Annotated in this window: 18 protein-coding genes and 1 other annotated feature; of the genes, 12 read left to right on the forward strand and 6 right to left on the reverse strand. The window is 33.8% G+C overall.

What is annotated here, in order from left to right; translation table 11 throughout:
* The first annotated feature begins 102 nt into the window (after positions 1-102).
* Positions 103-1,944 carry a translation elongation factor 4 gene (lepA, locus tag AC1RP4_RS02040; protein WP_481761374.1) on the forward strand — a complete coding sequence of 614 codons (1,842 nt, stop codon included), beginning with the start codon at positions 103-105 and terminating at the stop codon, positions 1,942-1,944.
* Positions 1,945-1,983: 39 nt separating this feature from the next.
* Here the strand turns inward: lepA and AC1RP4_RS02045 are convergent, their stop codons facing one another.
* From AC1RP4_RS02045 to AC1RP4_RS02065, 5 genes are all read right to left on the reverse strand, one after another.
* The gene (locus AC1RP4_RS02045; protein WP_481761373.1) at positions 1,984-3,966 is read right to left on the reverse strand and encodes a cation:proton antiporter; all 1,983 of its coding nucleotides are present in this window, start codon (positions 3,964-3,966) and stop codon (positions 1,984-1,986) included.
* 112 nt (positions 3,967-4,078) lie between these two features.
* Positions 4,079-5,431, reverse strand: a complete 1,353-nt coding sequence (locus AC1RP4_RS02050; protein WP_481761372.1) for a gluconate:H+ symporter — start codon at positions 5,429-5,431, stop codon at positions 4,079-4,081.
* A gap of 21 nt (positions 5,432-5,452) precedes the next feature.
* Positions 5,453-6,994, reverse strand: a complete 1,542-nt coding sequence (gene gntK, locus AC1RP4_RS02055; RefSeq protein WP_481761371.1) for a gluconokinase — start codon at positions 6,992-6,994, stop codon at positions 5,453-5,455.
* A 106-nt stretch (positions 6,995-7,100) separates the two neighbouring features.
* Entirely contained in the window at positions 7,101-7,424 is a 324-nt protein-coding gene (locus tag AC1RP4_RS02060) for a hypothetical protein (protein ID WP_481761370.1), read from the reverse strand.
* A gap of 60 nt (positions 7,425-7,484) precedes the next feature.
* On the reverse strand, positions 7,485-8,444 hold the full coding sequence (locus AC1RP4_RS02065; RefSeq protein ID WP_481761369.1) for a nucleoside hydrolase: 960 nt from the start codon (positions 8,442-8,444) through the stop codon (positions 7,485-7,487).
* A gap of 172 nt (positions 8,445-8,616) precedes the next feature.
* On the opposite strand from AC1RP4_RS02065, the gene AC1RP4_RS02070 reads away from it, so the two are divergent.
* The 7 genes from AC1RP4_RS02070 to AC1RP4_RS02100 all read left to right on the forward strand — a co-directional run bounded on the left by AC1RP4_RS02070 (position 8,617) and on the right by AC1RP4_RS02100 (position 14,633).
* Entirely contained in the window at positions 8,617-9,105 is a 489-nt protein-coding gene (locus AC1RP4_RS02070; protein ID WP_481761368.1) for a DUF3013 family protein, read from the forward strand.
* A 12-nt stretch (positions 9,106-9,117) separates the two neighbouring features.
* Complete coding sequence (prmA, locus tag AC1RP4_RS02075; protein WP_481761367.1) at positions 9,118-10,065, forward strand: 50S ribosomal protein L11 methyltransferase; 948 nt, start codon at positions 9,118-9,120, stop codon at positions 10,063-10,065.
* Between the two features lie 9 nt (positions 10,066-10,074).
* Entirely contained in the window at positions 10,075-10,803 is a 729-nt protein-coding gene (locus AC1RP4_RS02080; RefSeq protein WP_481761366.1) for a 16S rRNA (uracil(1498)-N(3))-methyltransferase, read from the forward strand.
* A gap of 34 nt (positions 10,804-10,837) precedes the next feature.
* On the forward strand, positions 10,838-11,161 hold the full coding sequence (locus AC1RP4_RS02085) for a hypothetical protein (RefSeq protein ID WP_481762180.1): 324 nt from the start codon (positions 10,838-10,840) through the stop codon (positions 11,159-11,161).
* A gap of 85 nt (positions 11,162-11,246) precedes the next feature.
* Positions 11,247-13,475, forward strand: a complete 2,229-nt coding sequence (locus AC1RP4_RS02090) for a RelA/SpoT family protein (RefSeq protein WP_409022473.1) — start codon at positions 11,247-11,249, stop codon at positions 13,473-13,475.
* Positions 13,476-13,499: 24 nt separating this feature from the next.
* Complete coding sequence (gene dtd, locus AC1RP4_RS02095; RefSeq protein WP_481761364.1) at positions 13,500-13,946, forward strand: D-aminoacyl-tRNA deacylase; 447 nt, start codon at positions 13,500-13,502, stop codon at positions 13,944-13,946.
* A 63-nt stretch (positions 13,947-14,009) separates the two neighbouring features.
* Positions 14,010-14,633 (forward strand): HAD-IA family hydrolase, encoded by a 624-nt coding sequence (locus tag AC1RP4_RS02100; RefSeq protein ID WP_481761363.1) that lies wholly within the window; start codon positions 14,010-14,012, stop codon positions 14,631-14,633.
* Between the two features lie 23 nt (positions 14,634-14,656).
* On the opposite strand, the gene AC1RP4_RS02105 is transcribed toward AC1RP4_RS02100, so the two are convergent.
* The gene (locus AC1RP4_RS02105) at positions 14,657-15,514 is read right to left on the reverse strand and encodes an N-acetylmuramoyl-L-alanine amidase family protein (protein ID WP_481761362.1); all 858 of its coding nucleotides are present in this window, start codon (positions 15,512-15,514) and stop codon (positions 14,657-14,659) included.
* A gap of 149 nt (positions 15,515-15,663) precedes the next feature.
* Positions 15,664-15,851 (forward strand) — a binding site (T-box leader).
* A 55-nt stretch (positions 15,852-15,906) separates the two neighbouring features.
* Here AC1RP4_RS02105 and hisS point away from each other — a divergent pair.
* From hisS to AC1RP4_RS02125, 4 genes are all read left to right on the forward strand, one after another.
* Entirely contained in the window at positions 15,907-17,220 is a 1,314-nt protein-coding gene (gene hisS, locus AC1RP4_RS02110) for a histidine--tRNA ligase (protein WP_481761361.1), read from the forward strand.
* Positions 17,217-18,986 (forward strand): aspartate--tRNA ligase, encoded by a 1,770-nt coding sequence (gene aspS / locus AC1RP4_RS02115; RefSeq protein WP_481761360.1) that lies wholly within the window; start codon positions 17,217-17,219, stop codon positions 18,984-18,986. The genes hisS and aspS overlap by 4 nt, the downstream gene beginning before the upstream one ends.
* Positions 18,987-19,096: 110 nt before the next feature.
* Positions 19,097-19,618: a peptide-methionine (S)-S-oxide reductase MsrA gene (gene msrA / locus AC1RP4_RS02120; RefSeq protein ID WP_409022479.1), complete on the forward strand. Its 522-nt coding sequence runs from the start codon at positions 19,097-19,099 to the stop codon at positions 19,616-19,618.
* A gap of 149 nt (positions 19,619-19,767) precedes the next feature.
* Positions 19,768-20,643, forward strand: coding sequence for a YitT family protein (locus AC1RP4_RS02125; RefSeq protein ID WP_409022480.1), 876 nt, complete (start codon positions 19,768-19,770; stop codon positions 20,641-20,643).
* Positions 20,644-20,740 lie beyond the last annotated feature (97 nt).

Consider the following 20,740-nt stretch of genomic DNA (forward strand, 5'->3'; position numbering starts at 1 on the left):
TCTAAGATGATTCTATTTTTTTGTATGCGAACTGTAATTGTGTTTAGTAGCGTTGATTGTTATAATCAGAAGAGATAGAAACAAGAAAGTAGGACGCTATTAATGGATTTTGAAGAAATGCAAGATAGACAAAAACATATTCGAAACTTTTCGATTGTAGCACATATTGATCATGGAAAATCCACACTTGCGGATCGTATCCTCGAGATGACTGATACAGTTACTAAACGTGAGATGCAAAATCAATTACTCGATTCGATGGATCTTGAACGAGAACGTGGAATTACAATTAAATTAAATGCGGTTGAATTACATTATCTTGCTAAAGATGGTGAAACATATATCTTTCATTTAATTGATACACCAGGACATGTTGATTTCACTTATGAAGTTTCAAGGAGTTTGGCGGCTTGTGAAGGTGCTGTACTTGTTGTAGACGCTGCTCAAGGTGTTGAGGCACAGACACTCGCAAACGTTTATTTAGCGATTGATGATGATTTGGAGATTTTACCAGTTATTAATAAAATTGACTTACCATCTGCTAATGTTGAAATGGTAAAAAAAGAAATTGAAGATGTTATCGGATTAGATGCCTCTGATGCCGTTCTGGCAAGTGCTAAAAATGGTATTGGTATTGAAGAGATGCTGGAACAGATTGTAACGAAAATTCCTGCACCAAATGGTGATTTAAAAAAACCATTGAAAGCTTTAATTTTTGATTCAATCTATGATAGTTACCGTGGCGTTGTTTTGAGTATTCGGGTGGTTGACGGTGTTGTAAAACCTGGCGACACAATTGAATTAATGAATAGTAAGAAAAAATATGAAGTGACTGAAGTTGGGGTTATGTCACCCAAAGCAGTTAATCGTGATTTTTTAATGGCCGGAGATGTTGGGTATGTTACAGCGGCAATTAAAGATATTCGAGATACACGAGTTGGTGATACAGTAACTTCAGCTGACAATCCAGCAACTGAAGCACTAGATGGTTACCGTGCAATTAATCCTATGGTTTATTGTGGGTTATATCCCGTAGATAATTCAAAATATAATGAATTACGTGAGGCACTTGAAAGATTACAATTAAATGATGCTGCTTTACAATTTGAACCAGAAACGTCACAAGCACTAGGATTTGGGTTCCGTTGTGGATTTTTAGGGTTATTACACATGGATGTTGTCCAAGAGCGGTTAGAACGTGAATCTGGGTTAGATTTGATTACAACGGCACCATCTGTAATTTATCATGTTGATTTAACTGATGGTGAGAAAATAATTGTTTCTAACCCTTCTGAAATGCCAGAACCATCATCAATTAAGCAAATTAACGAACCTTATGTGAAAGCAAGTATTATGGTACCTAATGAATATGTTGGAGCAGTCATGGAACTTTGTCAAAAAAAACGTGGTGTTTTTGAGACGATGGATTACTTAGATGAATTCCGTGTAAATATTATTTATCATATGCCTTTATCAGAAATTATCTTTGATTTCTTTGATAAATTAAAATCTAATACACGTGGATATGCATCCCTGGATTATGAAGAAGAGGGTTACCGTCCAAGTGATTTAATTAAAGTTGATATCTTGTTGAATGGTGAAGCAGTTGATGCATTGAGTTTTATTGTTCATCGTGATTTTTCTTTTGAACGTGGAAAAGGTATCGTCAATAAATTAAGATCATTAATTCCGCGCCAAATGTTTGAAATTCCAGTTCAAGCTGCTGCTGGACAAAAAATTATTGCAAGAACAAATATTAAAGCATACCGTAAGGATGTTACAGCTAAATTGTATGGTGGAGATCGAACACGCCGTATGAAACTTTTGGAAAAACAAAAAGCTGGTAAGAAACGAATGAAACAAGTTGGTAATGTTGAGATTCCACAAGAAGCATTTATGGCAGTCTTGAAAATTGATGAAGATGAAGAATCTAAGAAAAAATAAGTAAAAACGACAACCGGAAAAGTCTGGTTGTCGTTTTTTTTATGATAAGTATGCTTCATTATTTTGCATGTAAACCATCTCATCGTATGAAATTTGTTCTCTTAACAGATTTGCCGTTGCAGGGGTGATTAATTTTTGTTCTAATTGAAGTTGAACAAAATTATATTCTAATTGAAAGGCATTTATAAAAATATTATTTTGTAAGATAAGTTCAGTCTCATTTGAAAACATTCTTCTGTGTCTAACTGATAAAAATTGTCTAACCAGAGTAACGGCCATTGAATTGTCAACAGTGGTAATAGAGGTTAAATAAGTAATTGCTGCCTGATAACTAGATTCCTCCATTAAAATAAAGTCATCTTTTGTATTATTATAATATTTTTTGAAAGTATTTTTTTGATTTTCAGTAACCTGAGATAGCGCTTTTTCGCCTTTCTTAATAGCAAAATGTTTAAATAAATGAAGTGAATAGAATTTCAAGTGTATTATGAGATGTTTAAGTGAAAATCCACGGGTTGATTGATAAGTTGTAGCAAGATACTTTTCGTACCAAGAACCAGTTTTTTCAGAAACCTGACCACTCGATAATAATTCATGCAAAATATTTTCTTCAATTTCTTGTGTTTTTTCTAATAGGTCATAAAAATCACTCTTTTTAGGCCGTTTTAAAAAATTTTGTTGGTTATATAGCGTTTCAATTACTGTTTGTCTTTCTGGACTAGGAATATTTGTGACATTAAGTTGTTCAACAGTGTAAATAACCATCTTAGAACGAATTTCACCAATATTTTCTAAAATAGTAATCTCATTCTTTTTGGTAATTAAGTGCGGTAGTAGGAAAGTAGGAACTAACATGCTAATTAATATAACTAATGCAGCTATAAAAATGATTTCATTTCTCATAGGGAATTCAATTCCTGAAACAGTTACTAATGGTAATGAGTATGCCATGGATAGTGTAATTGTTCCGTGAATTCCACTTAGGGCAAATGTAAAATCGTCTTTTGTTGATAAATTTTTTAATAGGAAGTGGGACCATAGAAAACGCATTAGTGTCATAATAAAGTAAATACCAATACTAATAACAAGTAAAATTAGTGAATTAAATCCTGAGCTTTTTAATAAATCCGAGGTAACAGTAGGCAATGTTAAACCTAGAACTACAAAAACAAACCCATTTAAAGCATCTGTAAGTACTTTCCAAATACTACTTGATATAAATTGTAATTTAGTTGAAGATAACCGTAAACGATCTTTTTGAACACCATGAATTAAACCGGCAGCAACGACTGCTAAAATACCTGAACAACCTAATTCTTCAGATATAAAATAAATTAAAAAAGGAGTTATTATTTCAATTGGAATCATAATTGCTGTATCTTCGATGTGCCAATTTAGTAACGTTAACCTTATTTTAACGAATACTAATCCTAAAAATGCACCAATTAAGAGTCCACCAAAAAATGATGTGCTAAAAGCACTTAGACCTTCGTTCATAGAAAAAGTACCTGAAGAGAAAGCAGTTAATGCTAAACTAAGACCAACAATACCAGATGCATCATTAAACAAGGATTCATTTTCCAATATATTCATCATTGACTCAGGAATCGGTAAATTTTTTGTCACTGAAGATACTGCTACTGTATCTGTGGGTGTGACAATCGCTGCTAACGCAAATGCTAAGGCAAGTGATAAATCAGGTAAGACTGAGTGAACTAAAAACCCAGTGACAATTATTGTTGCACCAACTAAAATGATGGCTAATGAAAGCGTCGTTAAAATATTTCTAGCTAATGCTCTTCTAGATGTATTTTGGGCTTCATTGAAAATAATAGGTGCAACGATTATCATAAAAAATAATTCTGGGTTAAGTTCGAAATGTTGGAAATTTGGTAATAAAGAAAGCGCTAATCCTATACCAATTTGATAAAAAGCTTGTGGAACTTTTGGAAACTTAACAGCAATCACATTTGCGATAACCACGCCACCAAGTAATAATAAGATAGCAGATAGTGAATCCATAATATTGCCTCCAATAATTTCAATTTAGAATGGTGTCTATTTTAACACATGTCTAAATTTAACAACATAATAAAAGGCTAAGTTATCTAAAATAACTTAGCCTTTTATTAATTTATACGAATAAGTTAATAAGCATAACACCACCGAGCCCTGAAACAGAGACGACTGTTTCAAGAACGGTCCACGTTGCGAGTGTTTCTTTAACGGTTAGATCAAAATATTCTTTAATCATCCAGAAACCAGCATCGTTTACGTGAGATGCAATTAAACTACCTGAACCAATGGCGATAACCATTAATGCAGGATCAACGCCTGACCCAGCTATTAAACCACTGACTAGACCGGCAGCTGTTAATGCAGCAACTGTTGCAGAACCAAGAGAAATTCTAAGAAGTGCAGCAATTAACCAGCCTAACAATAATGGTGATAACGATGAGGATTCAAACATTCTTGAGATAACATCTGCGACACCACCATCAACAAGAACTTGCTTAAATGCACCTCCACCACCAATGATTAAGAGTAGCATTGCAATTTGTTTAATGGCAACTTCAAGAGAAGCCATAATATCTTTGACTGGGATCTTTCGGGCAATACCCATTGAATAGATAGCGAACAGAAGGGAGAGCAGCATGGCAACGCCAGGAGACCCAACGAACATGAAAAAGGAATCTATAGAGTTAGGGTTCTTTGGTGTTATCCCTTTATTAATAATCATGTCGTAAACTGTTGAAATAGCCATAATTACAACGGGAAATAAAGATGTCAAAGTACTCATTGCAAAACTAGGTGTATCTTCAAGTTTAAATTCTTTTTGTGTTCCTAATGCGCTTAAATTTCCTTTTTGCTTAAATGCCGAAGGAATATATTTTTTTGCAATCATAGCGAAAAGTGGACCGGCAATCAATGTTACCGGAATAGCTAATAGTAATCCGTAAATAAGAACCATCCCTACATTAGCATTTAGTGCTGATGCAATTGCAGTTGGGGCGGGGTGAGGTGGTAAAAAGCCATGAGTAACTGAAAGTGCAGCTGCCATGGGAATCCCAAGATATAAAACTGAAATTCCTAATTCCGTAGCAATCGCAAAAACGATTGGGATCAATAAAACAATACCAACTTCGAAAAATAATGCAATACCAATAATGAATGATGCAAGTACGACTGCTAATTGAATCCATTTTCGACCAAATCGGTTAATTAAAGTAGTCGCAATCCGATAAGCACCACCTGAATCAGCAACCAGTTTACCTAGCATAGCACCAAAACCGAAGACTAAGGATAAATGACCTAATTGACTACCAATACCATTTTCGATAGAAGTCGTGATTTTATCTAAAGGCATCCCTAATCCAATGGCAACAACAAATGATGTGATAATTAATGAAACAAATGTATTTAATTTAAATTTAATGATTAATAAAAGTAAAAAGAGAATCCCAATAAAAACAATTAAAAGTGGCATAGTAACTTTCCCCCAATGAAACTAGATTTGATGATAATGTTTCCGCTGGAAATCAGCAATATTTTTATATTCAGCGCTTAATGACCTACTTACTCGAACAAATATAGGTAATAGCTCACGATATACTTCAAAGTTTTCTTTTTGTGGTTGGTGGACATGCATGGAACCAATCATATTTTCAACAGCAGATAGATCAGCAATTAAATGTAAACTTTGCATTCCTAAGACAGCTGCGCCAAGACAAGAACTTTCAAAACTTTCAGGAATTGTAACTTCTTGTTCAAAAATATCGGCTAATAATTGTCGCCATAAAGATGATTGGGCAAAACCACCTGTTGCTTGGATTCTAGTGGGTTTCCCAGCAATTTCAGTTAGTGCTAACATGACCATGTCTAAATTGAAAACGATCCCTTCAAGTACAGCTCGAGCCATATGCGCACGTGTATGTTGACGTGTTAAACCAAAGAATGAACCTCTAGCATTAGCATCCCAGAGTGGTGCCCGTTCGCCACCAAGATAGGGGTGGAAGAGGAGTCCATCGGAACCGGCAGGAACCTTTTCTGCAATTTGAGTGATGACTTCATAGGGATCAATTTTCATTTGTTCAGCAGTAATTTTTTCGGGTGTAAATATCTCATCGCGCAACCAGCGGAAGACGATACCGCCATTGTTAACTGGCCCACCAATGACCCATTTATTTTTGGCGAGCGCATAACAGAATAGTCTACCTTTAGGATCTGTAACAGGGTGATCGATAACCATTCTAACGGCACCACTCGTACCAATTGTGACAGCCGCAACACCCGGTTCGATAGCATTAACACCAAGGTTTGATAGAACACCATCACTTGCACCAACAATAAAAGGAACATCACGTTGGATACCAGTTATTTTAGAAAATTCAGTATTTAGTCCGGATAGTTGGTACGTTGTTTCAACTAGTTCTGGTAACTGTTCAGGTGTGACACCAGTTACAGATAATGCTTGCTTATCCCAATCTAAATTAAAAATATTGAATAAGCCTGTAGCTGACGCTAAAGAATGATCAATAACAAGTCGATCAAATAATTGATATAAAATATAATCTTTAATACCAACAAAATAGGCTGCCTGATTAAATAAATCTGGTTTATCATTCTTTAACCAAATTAGTTTTGATAATGGTGACATAGGATGAATAGGTGTTCCAGTTTTGAGATAAATTTCATGACCAACACCTGATTCATTTAAATCATCACTCCACTTGCTAGCTCTGTTATCAGCCCAAGTAATCGATCTAGTTAACGGTTTATGATTTTTATCAAGTAGAATTAAACTGTGCATGGCAGCTGAAAATGAAACGCCTTTTAAATCAGTGGGGCGTAAGTTCGCTTTTTTATTGACCTCAGTGATTGCTTTTGTTACAGCAGCATAAATTTCATCAGGATCTTGTTCAGCCATCCCATTTTCTTCTTGATAAAGTGAGTAACCAATATTAGCGTATTCAATTACGGTACCTTTAAGATCGTATAAAACTGCTTTCGTGCTTGTTGTTCCAATATCAACACCGATTATATGTGGCATAGTGATCTCCCTTGAATAAATAGTAGTATGAATAATAAAGTTTATTAAAATTACAGTTAACGCTTACATTATCGTCTTTGAGTTAATTTAAAGCAACTATCTTTACTTATTTAAAATTTGATAATAAAGGATAGAATGCTGCTAAAATTAAAAAGAAGGAAAGAATAATGATTAGAATAGTTTGACGGCGATTACCATGATGTAAGAATAAGTTTAAACATGAGGTAACAGCAATGTAACCACCAAGTATCATCAAAAAGATAAATGTATCTGTAATAGGATTTAAACTAATAAGCGAAAAAAGTCCCAGTATCAATAGCCAGTTACGACTATTTTTTTCCCAGGCTAACGAGCCAAAAAAAAGTGACTTATATGAAAATTTTCGACGTTTTTTTTTCGTAAATGTAGAAATATAAATAATAGTGGTCATAATAAACCAAATGGAAAGAATGAATGGACCGAGATATTGCATAAGTAAACTCCGTTAAATTTAATTTTTTGAAAATAAAGTTGATAAACGTGTCATAAAAGTCGATAAGAATCTTTCGGTTTCAACGGCAACAGCGACAACCGTTGTTGCTTGATTTGAATTTAGGCGTGTCTCGTCACCGATTGTACGTCCAGAAAAAGGCGCTTCTGTGTCAACTTTCATATTGATAGGTAAAGTAGTGACTAAAGATGCATCTATAGCAACGGCAACAGCTAAGGGGTCATGCAAAGCACAGCCGTCTAAATTTGTTTTTAGGTTTGCATAGGCGTTAATATAGTAATCAACAATATCGGCGAAAGCTCGACTTGATGGACTGTCAATTTCACGCCATAGCTCTGTTTCTTTTTTTGTTAAAAGTGTTTTAAGTGTTACGTCTAGACCTACCATTGTAATAGGCAATTTACTTTGGAATACTTCATTTGCGGCTTCTGGATCTTGATTAATATTTGCTTCAGCAACGGCAGTTACATTTCCAGGGATTGTTAAAGCACCACCCATTAAAACGACTTTACCAATTAATGTTTCAATTTTAGGATCTTTTTTTATGGCTAATGATAAGTTCGTTAATGGACCAGTAGGCACAATAATTAAATCTGATTGAAATTCATGTGCAGAATCGATAATAAAATCGATTCCAGATTCTGAGGCGTATGGTTGGCTTGATTTAGGGATTTTTATGTCACCTAAACCGTTCATACCATGTATTTCTTGGCTTATTTCTAAAGTATCAAAAGATTGAGTCGTGATTGAATGTTTCTCACCGAGATAAACTGGAATATTTGATTCACCTAATAAATTAAGTAAGTTCAAACTGTTTTGAACACCAGCTAGCATTTGCAGGTTACCGTAAGAACCTACAATACCAATTAAATCAATTTCGGTACTAGCGAGAGCATAGGCAATAGCCAATGCATCGTCAATACCAGTGTCTAAATCCAAAATCATTTTCTTTCTTCCCATAAATAAAACCTCCCCAATATTTTAATAACCTTAGTTTACCAAAAAAAGCGATAAATTGTTATCGTTTTCCTCTTTAATTAATGCATGAATGAATGCAATGCTTTATAATAAACTTTGAGAACTAAACAAAATTTGATGTAATTTAAATTTATTTAAAATATGAGGTGATAGTATGGCACAAGAAACATTGTTTGATTATTTAAAGAAGGAATTACCAAAAATTGATTTTGATGGTGATATTGTATTAGATTGGCAGAAAAAGGATCATACATTTACAGTAGATCTCACATTTTATGCTGAGAATAAGTCACAACAAGCAATTCTTGATATTGAAGGTGTTAACTCAGAATTACCCATTATTTCATTTGGGGATGCTATATTACTCTATGATGAAGAACGTTTTGACTCAAAGGAAGTTGAAAAAGAGTATTTAACAACATTACCCTTTCAAGGGAAATCGGGTTGGGAACGCTCAGAGGCAGCAGCATTTATTAACTATTTACAAATTGTACTAGACAATGGTCAAAGTGATTTGTTAGATTTTTTGAATGATGATGATGCTGAATTCTTTGAACTAAGTTGGTCAGCTAGCGATTTTGAAAAAATTCAAAAAGCACAAAGTACAGAAAAAAGTATGCGATTAATTTATCCAAAATTTTAGGAGGATTTCAATTTGAAATGGACAGAAGTAAGTATCTCAACAAGTAGTGAAGCTGTAGAAGCGGTTTCTAATATTTTAATTGAAAGTGGTGCTGAAGGTGTCCAAATTGATGATTCAAAAGATTTTGAAAAATTAATGCAGGATAATTTAGACGGGAACGATTTTACATCAGTTGAGCACCAAAATGATGGAGCAAAGATTTCTGCCTTTTTCCCTGAAACTATTTTTATTCCTGAAATATTGCCAACTATACAGAGTAGGGTTAATCAATTAGCTGATTTTGGACTTAATCCGGGACGTGGTCTGATTGAATTGAATGAAGTGGATGACCAAGGTTGGGGATTGGAATGGCAACAATACTACCATCCGGTTAGAGTTACCCGATTCCTAACAATAGTACCAAGTTGGGAGAAATATCAGGTGGTCCAACCTGATGAAAAAGTGATACGTTTAGACCCTGGTAAAGCATTCGGTACAGGAACACATCCCACAACCCGGCTAGCTTTGGTAGCACTAGAGCAAGTAATACGTGGAAATGAATCTATGATTGATGTTGGAACAGGTTCAGGTGTTTTAAGTATTGCTGCAAAACATCTTGGTGTTGGTCATATTGATGCGTATGATTTGGACGATATTGCAGTAGATGCTGCCGTATTAAATTTCAACTTAAATCCAATTGCAAATCAGATACATGTAGCAGCTAATGATTTACTAAATGGTATTGATAATAAGGTTGATTTAATTGTGGCTAATATTTTGTCCGAAATTATTGTACCGTTAATTCCGCAAGCTAGAAGAAATTTAAATCCAGGTGGCCATTTTGTGACATCTGGGATTATTGCAGATAAAGTCGATTTAATCAAGGAGTCACTGGTAACTGGTGGATTTGAAATACAACAGATTTTAAATATGGGTGACTGGTTCTCAATTATTGCAGTTAAAATGGATTTGGAAGGTTAGGTAGTAAAGATGCAGAGATATTTTTTGAAATCTGATGAGTTAATTTTAACAGATGAGGATTTTCATCATGCAATTAAAGTTATGCGTTTGGCTGTTGGTGATCAAGTTGAACTCGTTAAGCAATCAACAGAGGTTGTTGTTGCAAAGATGAAACAGGTTACTGAAAGTTCAGCTACTTTTGATTATCAAAAGACAGTAGAAACATTAGTTGAGTTGCCAGTAGAAGTAACAATTGCGTCGGCTCTTTCAAAAAAAGATAAGGCAGACTGGATTGTACAAAAAGGTACAGAAATGGGGGCTGCCCATTTTATATTTTTTAATAGTGATTTTTCTATTGCAAAATGGGATCAAAAAAAGCAGGCTAAAAAAATTGAACGTTTAAAAAAAATTGCTAAGGGTGCTGCAGAACAAGCACATCGAACTAAAATTCCAACGATTTCATACGCTAAAAAAATTGATGAGATATTTCAACAATCTTATGATATTCAGATTGTTGCATATGAAGAATCTGCTAAACAAGGTGAGGTTAGCCAACTAAAAAAATCATTTGATTTGATTGAACCTAATCAAAATATGATTGCGGTATTTGGTTCAGAGGGTGGTATTTCAAAATCAGAAATTGATAAGTTAGCTACAGCTGGTTATCAAAAGGTAGGCTTAGGACCTAGAATTTTACGTGCAGAGACTGCTCCGTTATACTTATTAGCGAGCCTTTCATTTGTTAGTGAATTAAGTTAAGTAAGGCATGAGAAAACGAAATGAGGAAATATTTTTGAAAAATTTTCTAAGCATAACAGCTGCATGGTACTTAACGGTAAGTATTGCCATCGGAATTGTGGTCCCGATGGTACTGACCTTAGTTAATGCAAACGATGTTATAAAAATTGGTGTTTCTTTATTTATAGTAAATGTCATTTTTTCTATCATTATTGGTGTTATTATTGGTAGAAATGATCATAGTTTGATTTTTAACTTTTTCTTTCCAGTTATTTTTGCAATAGGTGTGTTGTGCCATTTATTTCAAAGTATCACTATCTTTTTTGCAATTATTTATCTTTGTTTATCATTATTAACATGGGGAATTTCAAAAAAATAATACAAATACTTTATGAATACATGAGTACGCGGACTGCATTATGGAATCGCGTATTTTTATTTTATATAAAAAGAGGTGTGTAGATATGACAAAAGAAGAAATGTGGAGTGCTAGAGACGTTTTGGAAATCGTTGAAAGCTATATGAATGAAGAACATGTTGCATTTGTACAAAAAGCATGTGATTTTGCTACCTATGTTCATAAGAATCAATATCGTAAGTCTGGCGAACCATATATAATGCACCCAATACAAGTTGCTGGTATTCTTGCAGAATTAAAAATGGATCCGGAGACTGTTAGTGCAGGATTTTTACATGATGTTGTTGAAGACACACCAGTTACTTTAGGTGATGTAGGCGAACTTTTTGGTAAAGATGTGCAAGTAATTGTCGATGGTGTAACAAAATTAGGTCAAATTCAATATAAATCTCATCAAGAGCAATTAGCTGAAAATCATCGTAAATTATTGTTAGCGATGTCTAAAGATTTACGTGTTATTATTGTGAAATTAGCAGATAGGTTACATAATATGCGGACGTTAAAACACTTACGTCCAGATAAGCAACGACGAATTGCAAATGAAACGTTAGAAATATATGCACCATTGGCAGACCGTTTAGGTATTAGTACGATTAAGTGGGAATTAGAAGATAGTTCATTACGTTATCTGAACCCCCAACAATACTATCGAATTGTTCATTTGATGAATTCTAAACGTGAAGAACGTGAGGCTTATATTTCTGGAGCTATTGAAGAAATAAAAGTTTCCATTAGTGATTTAAAAGTTTCAAGCGAAATTTATGGGCGACCAAAGCATTTGTATTCTGTCTATAAAAAGATGAAAGACCAACATAAACAATTCTCTCAAATTTATGACCTCCTAGCTGTTAGAGTAATTGTTGGATCAATTAAAGATTGTTATGCGGTACTTGGGGCAATACATTCTAGATGGAAACCAATGCCTGGAAGATTTAAAGACTATATTGCGATTCCAAAGGCTAACTTGTACCAGTCTCTGCATACGACTGTTGTCGGACCAGAGGGACGTCCTTTTGAAGTTCAAATTAGAACAAAAGAGATGCATGAAATAGCTGAATTTGGTGTAGCAGCACATTGGGCTTACAAAGAAGGTGTGAAAGAGAAAGTTCAGCAAGATGACGCGGGTACAAAATTAAATTGGTTTAAAGAAATTATTGAATTACAAGATGAGACTGATGATGCTTCTGCTTTTATGGAAAGTGTTAAAGGCGATATCTTTGGTGACCGCGTTTATGTATTCACACCTAAAGGTGATGTTTTTGAATTACCCAAAGGTGCAGGACCACTTGATATGGCCTACAGTATTCATACTGAAATTGGACATCATACAACGGGTGCAAAAGTTAACGGAAAGATTGTGCCATTAGATTATCAAGTCAAAAATGGAGACATTGTTGATATCTTAACTAGTAAAAGTTCAATAGGACCAAGCCGTGATTGGGTTAATTTGGTGCATACAAATAAAGCTAGAAATAAAATTAAACACTTCTTCAAACTACAAGATCGTGTTGCTAATGCAGCTAAAGGTGAAGATTTATTGACGATGCAATTAATTGATTTAGGATTTGATCCTAAAAAAGTCATTACAAAAGAAAATATGAAACAGCTTTTGGATAAAAGACAATTGTCTGAATCAGATGACTTGTATGCTGCAATTGGATTTGGAGAGGTAGCAACGTTAGGTGTCGCCAATGCTTTAACGGAAGATATTCGCTCTAAAGAAGAAGAAGTTCGACAAGTTAATGAGCAGAAGGCAATCCTTGAAGAACATAAAGAAATGAAAAAACCAGACGTATCTGAAAAAAATCGTAAAAGTAGCCATGATGGTGGTGTTGTAATTGATGGCGTCGATAACTTACTTGTTCGATTAAGTCATTGCTGTAATCCTATTCCAGGAGATGACATTATTGGTTATATTACAAAGGGGCGTGGTGTTTCAGTTCATAGAACTGAATGTCCTAATGTTATTAAAGCTGAAGAGTCCGGGGAAAGAATTATTAGTGTTAAATGGGATAAAACCATGGATGATAAATCTAATTATCAATCTGATTTGGAAATCCAAGGGTACAATCGTTCTGGACTTTTGAATGATATTTTACAATCATTGAATAATACAACTAAGCAATTAAGCTCAGTTAATGGCCGTGTTGATAATAATAAAATTGCGACAATGGATGTTTCAGTTGGCGTAAAAGATATTGTTCAATTAGAAAGAATTATGGAAACTTTGAAAAGTGTTGAAGACGTTTATGCTGTTAAAAGGAAAATTCATTAATTTTCTAATGGAGGTACTAAAGAAGTGAAAATTGTTGTTCAACGTGTTAAAAAGGCTAGTGTTTCGGTAAATGGTCAGGTATTAAATCAGATTAATGTAGGATATCTTTTATTGGTGGGATTTAAGACGGGTGATACATCTACTGAGATAGATTATATGGTAAAAAAAATCTCTAATTCCAGATTATTTGAAGATGATATGGGAAAAATGAATTTAAGTATTCAAGAAATAAATGGAGAAATTCTATCTGTTTCACAATTTACTTTGTACGCGTCAACAAAAAAAGGGAATAGACCAAGCTTTACAGATTCTGAAGAACCTAATTTAGCTGAGGAACATTATGATGAATTTAATCAAAAATTGGCTGAAATAGTAACTATTGTTAAACCAGGTCAATTTGGAGCAGATATGGATGTTGAACTTATAAATGATGGACCAGTAACAATTATTTTTGATACAGAGAAAAAATAAAGGATGTATTAGAATCAACTCTAATACATCTTTTTGGTGTAAAGAATATTTGGAGGGTATAAAATGATAAATAATTATTTTTGGGACTTTGATGGGACGCTTTTTGATACTTATCCTGAGATGGTTAAGGCATTTCAAGAAGCGTTACGTTTACAAAATGTAATTGCGACTAGAACAGAAATTTATAAAATTATGCGAGAAAAATCTGTTAGACAAGCAATTCAAATTTATCAAGAAACAAATTTGAATTTAGATGTTGAACAATTGAGGGTAAGCTATGATGATTTAGAAAGACAGAGTCAAAAAAATGCAAAATTATTTCCTGGTGCAAAAGAAGTTTGTAAATGGGTGGTTGATAATGGTGGACAAAACTTTTTATTAACCCATAGGGATCAAAGCGCAATTGATATGCTTAGGGAAACAAATATTATTCATTTGTTTTCAGATTTTGTTACTTCAGATCAAAAATTTCCAAGGAAACCTAATCCAGCGTCACTTAATTATCTTGCAGAAAAAAATGCAGTTGATTACCAGAAAGCAGCAATGATTGGTGATCGGGAGTTGGATATTGCTGCAGGGCATAATGCAGGTATGAAGGGATATTTATTTGATTTTGATCAAATGATTTCAACAGTTGAAAAACCAGATAAGCGTGTATTGAAATTAATTGATTTAATACAAAAATAAGACAATGATAGTTAAGCATTGTCTTATTTATTTTGGATATAATTTGTTAAACCTTCAACGACTGATTTTGCTGTTTTTTCTTGAAAGCTGCTACTTTGGATTAACTTAAAGTCATATTTTGTATTAATGTACCCTAATTCTAGTAAGACGGATGGTTGTGTATTATCTCTTAGAACAAGAAAATCGCCAAATTCCGTTCCACGATTATCAAGACCGGTATCGTTTAATTCGGCATTTATTGAATTTGCAAGTGCTAAATCAGCTGTCTTATTATAGTAGTAACTTGTTAAACCAGTTGCTTCATCATCATTAGGCGATGAATCAAAATGGAAACTAATAAATGCATCTGCATTATTTGATTCTGCAAGTTTAGCGCGTGGGGCTAAATCTACATACGAATCAGAGTCTCGTGTTAAAATCACATTGGCGCCACGTTTCTTAAGAAGATAAGCTACTTTTTTTACAATTTGAAGCGTGTAGATTTTTTCTTGTTTATCTTTGATTGAAAGTGCACCTGAATCGTTACCGCCATGTCCGGGATCTAAAACAATCGTTGCTTCAGATAATTTAGTCACTTTGGCATTTTTTTTAGAAAGAATCCAGTTTGCTACCCAACCTTTTTTAGTATTTGGCAAACTTACGTATGACCAATTATTTTTTTCTCGAATAATTGTAATACGCTCACCTTTCTTAAGAGTGTCTAACACTTTATTTGACGTACTTGGTCCGGTACGTACATTAATATTGTCAGATGTAACAACGGTTTCTTTTAAATAAGTTGTCGTTTTTACAATACCTAAACATAGGGTACAAAAAATGATGATTAATAAAATGACTCTTGGCCAGTTTATGCTGAATCCATGTTTTCTATTTGTTGACATTTATGTACTCCTTTAACTATAGATATTGAATCTAAATATTAGTATACCAAATATTTGTTCAATAGTAAGAATCAAATTTAATAATATTGTAAGTTAAGCTGTACTTGACTTTAGAGAGTTACTCGAGTAACTTTATAATTAATAAAATATTAAAACCGATGAAAAAGAAATTAGGTTAGTTAAATTGTATAGAGAGTGAATAATTTGCTGAAATATTCACCATTTTTGCTAACCGAAAGACACTTTTGAGGTGCGTGTGGTTAAATCACATGTCGTTTAAGTTGCGTTAAGCTATTAGTAAAAAATTAAGGTGGTACCGTGCAAAAGCACCCTTGTCGTATTTAGATGAGGGTGCTTTTTTGTATATAATGCCACAAATAGGAGGATTTATAATGAAATTTCAACGTCCCAAAGGAACAGCAGATATAATCCCAGCAGATTCAAAAAAATGGCAATATATTGAAGAAACCGCTAGAAATATATTCTCAAGTTACCAATATGATGAAATTAGAACACCACTTTTTGAACATTTTGAGGTTTTTTCAAGAACTTCAGGTGATACTTCTGATATTGTAACTAAAGAAATGTATGATTTTAAAGATAAAGGTGACCGCCATATAACACTTCGTCCTGAAGGAACAGCTGGAGTTGTTAGAGCGTATGTTGAAAATAAACTTTATGGCCCAGAAATTCAAAAGCCATTTAAAACGTATTATATTGGACCAATGTTTCGTTATGAAAGACCTCAATCTGGACGCTTACGTCAATTTCATCAAATTGGAGTTGAAGCCTTTGGGGTTGATAATCCAACACTTGATGTTGAAGTTATGGCAATGGCAATTGATTTCTTATCAAAATTTGGATTAACAAATTTAAAATTAGCTATTAATACTTTGGGAGATAATGATAGTCGTGATAATTATCGTGACGCATTAGTTGCATATTTACGTCCCTTCGCTGATCAATTAAGTGATGATTCAAAAGCACGTTTAGAAAAAAATCCACTACGCGTTTTGGATAGTAAAGATAAAGGTGATCAAGAAATTGTTAAAAATGCACCATCAATTCTAGATTACCTTAGTGAAGAGTCACAGGCTCATTTTAACCAAGTAAAAGTGTTACTTGATGCATTGGAAATTCCATATGAAGTTGATTCAACAATGGTTCGTGGACTTGATTATTATAACCATACCATTTTCGAAATTATGTCTGATTCAAAAGCATTTGGTGGGAAATTTACGACCATTTGTGCTGGTGGACGATATAATGGCCTTGTTGAGCAATTAGGTGGTCCTGAAACACCAGGGATTGGTTTTGGCTTGGGGATTGAAAGATTATTATTAGTTCTTGAAGCTGAAGATGCAAAATTACCCGTTGAACAAAGTTTAGATGTTTATGTTGTTGGTATTGGTGAAGAAACGAATACTGAAACACTAAAACTCGTGCAATCAATGCGTAAGGCAGGTTATTCAATTGAAAGAGATTATTTAAATCGTAAACCAAAAGGTCAATTTAAATCTGCTAATCGTATGAATGCTCATTTTGTTATGACTTTAGGTGAGAGCGAACTAGAAACACAAACTTTGAATTTTAAAAATATGAAAACAAGTCAAGAAATTATATTAAAATTAGAAGATGTATATACTGATTTTTCGAAAGTATATGAAAAGGCATTAAAATTAGAAATGGAGGCTGATGGAGAATGAAAAGAACAACATACAATGGTTTAGTTGATGAAACTTTTATTGGTCAAACAGTTACATTAAAGGGATGGGTACAAAAAAGACGCGATTTAGGAAATTTAATTTTTATTGATTTACGTGATCGTGAGGGCATTGTTCAACTGGTTTTTAGTCAAGAATTTGATTCCGAAGCTTTAAAGATTGCTGAAGAGTTACGTAATGAATTTGTTGTTGAGGTTGCAGGAAAAGTGACACAACGGGATGCTAAAGCAATCAACCCAAGAATGAAAACGGGTAAGATTGAAGTTGAAGTTCATAATGCAGTTATTTTGAATAAAGCAAAAACACCGCCATTTGAAATACAAGATGATATTAATGTTGTAGATGATACAAGATTAAAATATCGTTATTTAGACTTACGTCGTCCTGAAATGCAAAAATCATTAATGATTCGTAGCCGTATTACACAATCTGTTCACAGCTACTTAGATAATCAAAATTTTATTGATATTGAAACACCATATTTAACAAAATCAACACCTGAAGGGGCTCGTGACTATCTTGTACCTTCCCGTGTCTATCCTGGGCATTTTTATGCATTACCACAATCACCTCAATTATTTAAGCAATTATTGATGAATGCCGGATTTGATCGTTACTACCAAATTGCTCGTTGTTTTAGAGACGAAGATTTGCGTGGTGACCGTCAACCTGAATTTACGCAAATAGATTTAGAAACATCATTTATGTCTGCTGAAGAAATTCAAGATTTAACAGAAGGTTTATTAAAACGTGTAATGAAAGATACTTTAAATATTGACCTCGAATTACCATTACAACGTATGACTTGGAATGAATCAATGGCAAGATATGGTTCTGAAAAACCGGATATTAGATTTGATATGGAATTAAAAGATATGTCTGCTGCAGTTAAAGATATTGATTTTAAAGTATTTACTAATACTTTAAACAATGGTGGACTTGTTAATGCTATTGCGATTCCTGGTGGTGCCGATAAGTATTCACGCAAAGCGATTGATGCTAAAACGGCTTATATTGAACGTTTTGGTGCTAAAGGGTTAGCTTGGGTAAAAGTAACTGAAGAAGGATTTAGTGGCCCAATTGCTAAATTTTTAAATGACCATGTTGATGCAATTAAAGAAGCTGCTGGTGCAAATGTCGGAGATTTAATTTTGTTTGTTGCTGACAAAGCAAGTGTTGTTCGTGCATCATTAGGTTACTTACGTAATGATATTGCCAAAGAGATGGATATGATTGATGAAAATAGATTCGCCTTCCTTTGGGTTGTTGATTGGCCATTATTTGAATACAGTGAAGACTTTGACAAATTTATTGCTGCGCATCATCCTTTTACTATGCCAAATGAAGAAGATATTCATTTACTTGATGAAAATCCACATGAAGCACATGCACAAAGTTATGATATTATTTTGAATGGTTATGAATTGGGTGGTGGGTCAATCCGTATTCATAAACGCGATATTCAAGAAAAAATGTTTAAGGCTTTAGGATTTACTAAAGAAAGTGCGGAAGAACAATTTGGATTTTTCCTAGATGCACTTGATTATGGATTCCCACCACATGGTGGATTGGCTATTGGGTTAGACAGATTTGCTATGTTATTGGCAAAGAAAGATAACATTCGCGAAGTTATCGCGTTCCCTAAAAATTCAAAAGCATCAGAGCCATTGACGAATGCGCCTAGTCTAGTTGCAAGTAAGCAATTAGATGAATTATCGTTAAAAGTTGAAGAAAATAAATTAAAATAGACGTTTAAAAGACTAATGATTAAACTCATTAGTCTTTTTTAGGCATAAAAATATCAATATTATGTTAAGTGATTTATTATTATCATATATTAAGAGGGGGAATGATGATAATGAGTGAAAAAGCAATATTCGCTGGTGGTTGTTTTTGGTGCATGGTTGAACCGTTTGAAGAACAAGCAGGAATTTTAAATGTCGTATCTGGATATACAGGAGGACACACTAAAAATCCAACATATGAAGATGTTGTATCTGAAACAACGGGGCATACTGAGGCAGTTGAGATAACATTTGACCCTAAAAAAATTAATTACGCTCAGCTTGTTGAGATATATTGGCAACAAACAGATCCAACTGATGCGATGGGGCAATTTCAAGATAGGGGTAGTTCATATCGCCCAGTGATTTATACACTAAATGATGAGCAAAGAAAAATTGCGGAAACTTCAAGACAACTATTGATTGATAGTCATAGATTCAAAGAACCAATTGTTACAACTATAGAAGATGCAGGTCCATTTTATGCTGCTGAGGATTATCATCAAGAGTTTTATAAAAAGAATCCAAGAAGATTTGCTATGGAAGAAAACGGTGGACGGAATCAATTTAAACAATCTGTCTGGAAATCTAAATAAGTTAAAAGAGTCTTTTCGAATGAATTTTGAAAAGACTCTTTTTGTATAGATTAAGATTTACTTGATAAGTAAATGTCTAACTGTATCTGACCGTAATGAATGGTATAATATTCGTAACTTGTTAAAATGAAATGTGAGGTTTTTTGATCATGGACGATCTGCAACAAATTTTTAAGAAACATTCATACGCGGCCAAAGCTTCAACAGCATTTATATATGCGATATTAGTTTCGGTTGCGATGAACTTTTTTTGGACACCAGGAAAAATATATGCCTCTGGTATTACGGGGTTAGCGCAATTAGTAGCAACCCTCCTTAGTCGATATGCACCATTTCAAATATCGACTGCGTTACTCTTATTTCTTTTAAATGTACCAATGTTCATTTTGGCTTGGAATAAAATTGGTCACCGTTTTACTGTGTTTACTTTTCTAGCAGTTGTATTTTCAAGTATTATGATCAAAGCAATTACGCCAGTAACGTTAACAACGGATCCTATTATTTGCGCGATATTTGGTGGAGCTGTTAATGGATTTGGTACTGGATTAGCGCTTAGAAATGGAATTTCAACTGGTGGATTAGATATTATTGGCTTAACAATTAAAAAGAAAACAGGTAAAAGTATTGGAACTATTAATATTATTTTTAATGCTTTTATTGTTCTAGCAGCCGGTTTTATTTATGGTTGGCCATATGCTTTTTATTCTGCATTGGGATTATTTGTTAATGCTAGAGTCATGGATATGGTTTATACAAGACAACAAAAAATGCAAGTTATGATTGTGACGAGTCGTCCTAAGAGTGTGATTGATTCAATACAAAATCATATGCGTCGTGGAATCACAATTGTTAACGATGTTGAGGGTGCTTATCATCATGATGATAAGACACTTTTAATTACCGTTATTTCGAGATATGAACAAAATGAATTACATGATGCAATGGAAGAGTCAGACCCGGTCGCATTTGTTAGTATCTCAGAAAACGTTCAGATATGGGGACGTTTTTATGAGCAAGCATTATAAATAAAACTAAAGGATTAATAAGTTATGCAAATTAAAAAGATAATCTACTTATTTCTCATCAGACTATTTTCGTTACTGAATTTCTCTAAAAAAAGTA

It is taken from the genome of Dellaglioa sp. CoH-56-MRSF-10 (genome assembly GCF_056782175.1).